Source organism: Streptomyces sioyaensis (assembly GCF_004122735.1).
GTDB classification, from domain to species: Bacteria; Actinomycetota; Actinomycetes; order Streptomycetales; family Streptomycetaceae; genus Streptomyces; species Streptomyces sioyaensis.
On the sequence record NZ_SDIF01000222.1, the window covers coordinates 1 to 5,555 of the forward strand.

Annotated in this window: 4 protein-coding genes; 1 reads left to right on the top strand and 3 read right to left on the bottom strand. The window is 73.6% G+C overall.

What is annotated here, in order from left to right:
* Positions 1–281 precede the first annotated feature (281 nt).
* Positions 282–1,232 (bottom strand): lipoyl synthase, encoded by a 951-nt coding sequence (lipA, locus tag EST54_RS33065; protein ID WP_129251372.1) that lies wholly within the window; start codon positions 1,230–1,232, stop codon positions 282–284.
* Between the two features lie 159 nt (positions 1,233–1,391).
* Positions 1,392–2,216: a lipoyl(octanoyl) transferase LipB gene (gene lipB, locus EST54_RS33070; protein ID WP_129251373.1), complete on the bottom strand. Its 825-nt coding sequence runs from the start codon at positions 2,214–2,216 to the stop codon at positions 1,392–1,394.
* A 279-nt stretch (positions 2,217–2,495) separates the two neighbouring features.
* On the opposite strand from lipB, the gene EST54_RS33075 reads away from it, so the two are divergent.
* Positions 2,496–3,947: a regulator gene (locus EST54_RS33075; protein ID WP_129251374.1), complete on the top strand. Its 1,452-nt coding sequence runs from the start codon at positions 2,496–2,498 to the stop codon at positions 3,945–3,947.
* Positions 3,948–3,960: 13 nt separating this feature from the next.
* Here EST54_RS33075 and EST54_RS33080 read toward each other — a convergent pair whose 3' ends face one another.
* Entirely contained in the window at positions 3,961–5,367 is a 1,407-nt protein-coding gene (locus tag EST54_RS33080; protein ID WP_129251375.1) for an FAD-dependent oxidoreductase, read from the bottom strand.
* Between the last annotated feature and the right edge of the window lie 188 nt (positions 5,368–5,555).

The following is a 5,555-nucleotide window of genomic DNA, read 5'->3' on the forward strand; positions in this document are numbered from 1 at the left end:
GCGCCAAGGACCGCCACGAGGCCGAGTACGTACTGGCGGCGGGGGTGGCGCGGAGCGGCGCGGCCTGCATGGTGGTGACTCCCTCTGATCTGTTCGGAGAAGCAGGGGTAGGTGCGGGAGCGGTGCGTGCATCCATCGTCACGGAAAGGTGTTACCAACGGATGACCTGCCGGTCAAACACCAATGAAACGTTGACGCGGCCCCCACGCCCCCCGTCCTGGGGGAGTGCGGGCCGCGTCCTCAGCATGTGCCACGTTTCACAAGTTGGCGCGCCGGGGGACTCAAACCGCCTGACTGGACGCCTCGACCTCGCGCCGCTCGACGGCCTGCTGGTAAAGGCGGCCGGCGCGGTAGGAGGAGCGGACCAGCGGGCCGGACATGACACCGGCGTAGCCGATCTCCTCGGCCTCTTCCTTGAACTCGACGAATTCGGCGGGCTTGACCCAGCGGTCGATGGGGTGGTGGCGCACGGTCGGGCGCAGGTACTGGGTGATCGTGATCAGCTCGCAGCCCGCGTCGTAGAGGTCCTGGAGCGCCTGGCTGATCTCCTCGCGCTCCTCGCCCATGCCCAGGATCAGGTTGGACTTGGTCACCAGACCGGCCTCGCGGGCCTTGGTGATGACCTCCAGCGAGCGCTCGTAGCGGAAGCCGGGGCGGATCCGCTTGAAGATCCGCGGGACCGTCTCGACGTTGTGGGCCAGGACCTGCGGGCGGGAGGAGAAGACCTCGGCGAGCTGCTCGGGGACCGCGTTGAAGTCGGGGATCAGCAGCTCGACGCCGGTGTCCGGCATCAGGGCGTGGATCTGCCGGACCGTCTCGGCGTAGAGCCAGGCGCCGCCGTCCTCCAGGTCGTCGCGCGCCACGCCGGTGATCGTGGCGTACTTCAGGCCCATGGTCTGCACGGATTCGGCGACCCGGCGGGGCTCGTCGCGGTCCAGCTCCTGCGGCTTGCCGGTGTCGATCTGGCAGAAGTCGCAGCGGCGGGTGCACTGGTCACCGCCGATGAGGAAGGTCGCCTCGCGGTCCTCCCAGCATTCGAAGATGTTGGGACAGCCCGCCTCCTGGCAGACCGTGTGCAGGCCCTCGCTCTTGACCAGGCCCTGGAGGTGGTTGTACTCGGGACCCATCTTCGCCCGGGTCTTGATCCACTCGGGCTTGCGCTCGATGGGGGTCTGGCTGTTCCGGACCTCCAGGCGCAGCATCTTGCGTCCGTCGGGTGCGACTGCGGACACGACCGGCTCCCTACCACTTCGTTTCTTCGGCGTACACCAGGGTACGCCCGTTGATTCGCACGTCTTTACGCGCGGGGCAACCCCGAATGGCGGGGTGGCATTCCCGGAGGTCTCCGGAGTGCATGATCAGGTACCTGCCCGGTCGGTCCGCGGACCCGCTCAGACCGCGCGGGGGAGCAGCTCGGCGCCCTCAAGGACGTCCCGCAGATGCTTCTCGGCGACGGGCAGCACCTCGGCGATGGTGATCTCCCGGCCCAGCTCGTTGGCCAGCGAGGCGACGCCGGCATCGCGGATGCCGCACGGCACGATCTTGTCGAACGAGGTGTTGTCGGGGTTCACGTTGAGCGCGAAGCCGTGCATCGTGACGCCCTTGGCGACGCGGATGCCGATCGCGGCGAGCTTGCGGTCCTCGCGGCGCTGGCCGGCATTGGACGGCGCGTACTCGGGACCGTTCAGCCGCGGGTCGAACAGCTCGTCCGTCACCCGGGGGTCGAAGTCGAGGTTCAGCCCGCCCAGGGCCGCCCGTTCCTCGGCCGTGCCGACGGCGTCGCCCAGCACCCACACGCCGCTGCGGCCCTCGACCCGGGTGCCCTCCACGCCGAACTCCGCGCAGACCCGGATCAGCGCCTCTTCGAGGCGGCGGACATGGGCCACGACGTCCACCGGACGCGGCAGCTTCTGGATGGGGTAGCCCACCAGCTGGCCGGGGCCGTGCCAGGTGATCTTCCCGCCGCGGTCCACGTCGACGACCGGCGTCCCGTCCAGGGGGCGCTCATCGTCGGACGTACGCCGCCCCGCGGTGTAGACGGCCTGGTGCTCCAGCAGCAGGCAGGTGTCGGGCACCTCGTCGGCGAACCGGGCGGCATGCACCCGGCGCTGCTCCTGCCATGCGGATTCGTACTCCACGGCGTCGGCGCCGAAGCCCAGATGCACAAAGCGCAGCCCCTCGGGTGCGGGGGTCTCCCCCCGAGAGATCGCAGTCACCGGCAGCTCCTCTTCGAACCTGTGTTGCAGTTTGCCGCAACGTTGATGCCACTTCGCGCCCATGCCACTGTACGGCCGCCCGTTCCGGACCCGGCAGGCGGCCGGTGTCCGGCCCGTTCGCCCCTGCTCACACGATCGGATGAACGCGGGGCGCAGGCGGCGATCAGGGTCCCGAAGGCCGTTACATTCACGCCGTTCCACAAGGGCGATGAGCAATGCCGGAGCAGGGTCCGCCGGACCCGGCAGTGCGGCCCGGAAGGCAGGAGACCGGTAAAGCTGATGACGGAACGACCCCCGCACCACACGCCCAACCGCCAGCTCGCCGCGCTCATCGCCGAGGCGGGATTCTCCAATGCCGGGCTCGCCAGACGGGTTGATCAGCTCGGCATCGAGCACGGCCTCGACCTCCGCTACGACAAGACGTCGGTGACCCGCTGGCTGCGCGGCCAGCAGCCACGGGGCACCACCCCCGCCCTGATCGCGGAGGTGTTCACCCGCCGGCTCGGCCGCCGGCTGTCCGCCCAGGACCTGGGCCTGGACGCCTGCGCGCCGGTGTACGCGGGGCTGGAGTTCGCCGCGACCCCCAGCGAGGCGGTGGACATCGTCAGCGGCCTGTGGCGCAAGGACTCCGGCAGCCACGCCGAGCTCCGCAAGATCGCCTTCACCCCGGCCGGGCTCGTGGTGCCCAGCCGCGACTGGCTGATCGGCCGCGCCGACGAACGGGTCGCCCGTGGCGAGGCCGCCGAAGGGCCGGCCCGGGTGCCCCTCCAGGGCCGGACCGCGGTGCCGCGGCAGCGCCGCACCGACCAGGTCGACCGCACCCACGGCTCCCGGGTCACCTCCGGCGACATCGCGGCGCTGCGCTCGGTCGGCGAGCTGTTCCGGGCGCTGGACCACGCCTACGGCGGCGGCCACGCCCGGCAGGCCCTGGTGCGCTATCTGGAGCACGAGGCCGAGCCGATGCTGCGCGGCAGCTACGGGGAGGCCACCGGCCGCCGGCTGTTCGCCGCCGCCGCCGATCTGACCCGGCTGGCGGGCTGGACCTCGTACGACATCGCCGCCCACGGACTGGCGCAGCGGTACTTCGTCCAGGCCCTGCGGCTGGCTCAGGCCGCCGGCGACCGGGCGTACGGGGCCTACGTCCTGGTGACGATGAGCCGGCAGGCCGTCTACCTGGGGCACGGCAGGGAGGCCGTCCAGCTGGCCCGGGTCGCCCAGCAGGGCATCGGCAGCAGCGCGCCGCCCGCCGTGCAGGCGCTGCTGCACGCCGCGGAGGCGCGCGGCCACGGCGTCCTGAGCGAGGTCCGGGCCTGCACGGCGGCGCTGGCCCGTGCCGAGCGGGCGCTGGAGACCGTCCGCCCCGGCGACGAGACCCCGTATTGGGCGCGCTTCTTCGACGAGGCACAGCTCGCCGACGAACTGGCGCACTGCCACCGCGACCTCCAGCAGTACCGCGCGGCCTCCCAGCACGCCGAGCGCTCGCTCCAGCTGCGCGCGGCCGGCTTCGCGCGCAGCCGGCTCTTCTGCCGGGTGGTGCTGGCGACCGCGCGGCTGGGCCTGGGCGAGCTGGAGCAGGCCTGCACGCTCGGTGCCGAGGCGGCGCTCCAGGCCTCCGAGATGCGGTCCGTGCGGGCCCATGAGTACGTCAGGGAATTCGAGCGCCGCCTGGAGCCGTACCGGGACGCGGCGGCGGTGCGCGGGTACCGCGAGCGGGTGGCGGCGCTGGGCTGAGGCGCCGCCCCGGTCAGGCCGCCGCGGGCAGGGTGTCCGGTTCGGTGGTGAGGGCCGGCAGGCCGAAGTCCTGGAGGATGGCGCGGGCCGCGCGCCGGCCCGAGTTGAGGGCGCCCTGGAGGGTGCCGGTGTCGCGGTGGTCGCCGCACACGTAGAGGCCGGCGAGCACCCGCACCGGGCGCTCCGGGTCGTGCGGAGCCGGCATCGCCGGTACCGCGTACGGATCGTGATGGGTCGTCAGCAGTTGGCGGTCGCCGGTCTGCGCACCGTGGATCCGGTCCAGTTGGGGCCGCACCGCCCGGTCGAGGACGGCCGGCGGCAGGGCCGCCGCGGCGCCGAGCACGACCGTGGTGATCAGGGCCCGGCCCGGCGGCGTACGGGACGGGTCGATCGCGCCGGCGGCGTAGGTGTACGCGACCGGGCCGTCCGTCGGCAGGATCAGCGCGGTCTCGCGGGAGGGCGCACCGCGGCCCCCGTACGTCGCCGCGGTGTGGTGCAGGACCGTCACCGGGTGGAAGGCGGGTACCCGCAGCCCCGGCAGCAGCTCGGCCGCGTCGCGGGCGCCGGTGGCCACCAGCACCGCCCGGCAGGGGACGGGACCGTGTTCGGCGGTCTGCACGCCGGTGGTGGAGACCGCGGTGACCCGCACGGAGGTACGGACCGTGCCGGGCGGCAGGGCGGCGGCGAGGAGTTCGGGGACGGCGAAGGCGCCGCCGGCCGGCAGCCACAACTGCCCCTCCGCATAGCCGCGCAGCGCGGCCGCGGCGCCCCGGCTGGAGCCGCGCAGCTGCGGATCGCACAGCAGCGCGCCCAGCAGGGGCCGCAGGAACGCGTCATGGGCGCGGGGCGGGAAGGCCGGGCGGCTCGCCAGCGCGTCGCGGATGGGGCGGTCGACGGCCGGGGCGGAGCCGGCGGGGGGAGTGGCGTACGAGGGGGCGGCGCGGCCGGTGCGGCGGTCGAGGCGGCGCACCGTGCGGCGGTCCGCGTCCCGTTCGGCCCGCCGGTCGGGGAGACGGCCCGTCTGGCGGCCTGCCTGACGGTCCGTCCGGCGCTCCGTGCGACGGTCGGCGCGTACCAGGGCGCGGGCCGCGGACAGTGCGCCTCTGGTGCTTCGGGGGGCGCTGATGCGCTGCACCCGTTGTCCGTTGTGGACGCTCAGGCCGGGCGCGAACGGACGCGGCGTCAGCTCGCCCAGGCCCGGCGTGCGGCGCAGCTCGGCGGCGGAGACCGCCAGCGGCCGGCCGCAGTGGTCCAGCCGGAAACCGTCGAGATGATCGGTGACGGACCGGCCGCCGATCTCCGGCGAGGCCTCCAGGACGGCGACCGACACCCCGGCGCCGGTCAGATGGCGGGCGGCGGCGAGTCCGGCCGGGCCGGCTCCCACGATGACGACGTCCACGGCCGATGCGGTGCGCAGCACGTGCCCCTCCCGAGGTCGTTCTCAATGGCGGCACCGTTGTCATGCCCACTGTCGCCGCAGGGGATGCCGGAGGTGCCTGAGAGGACGGTAGGAACCGGGCGGTCCGTGCGACAGGGGGCGGCCGGAGGACAGGGCAGCAGCCTTGGCCGAAGAGTGCCTTGTGGGGCGGGCGGTGAGGGGGGTCGGGC

What these genes read in the sequence shown, in the direction of transcription:
- EST54_RS33075 (WP_129251374.1), top strand. Translation starts at nt 2,496, where the DNA reads ATGACGGAACGACCCCCGCACCACACGCCCAACCGCCAGCTCGCCGCG.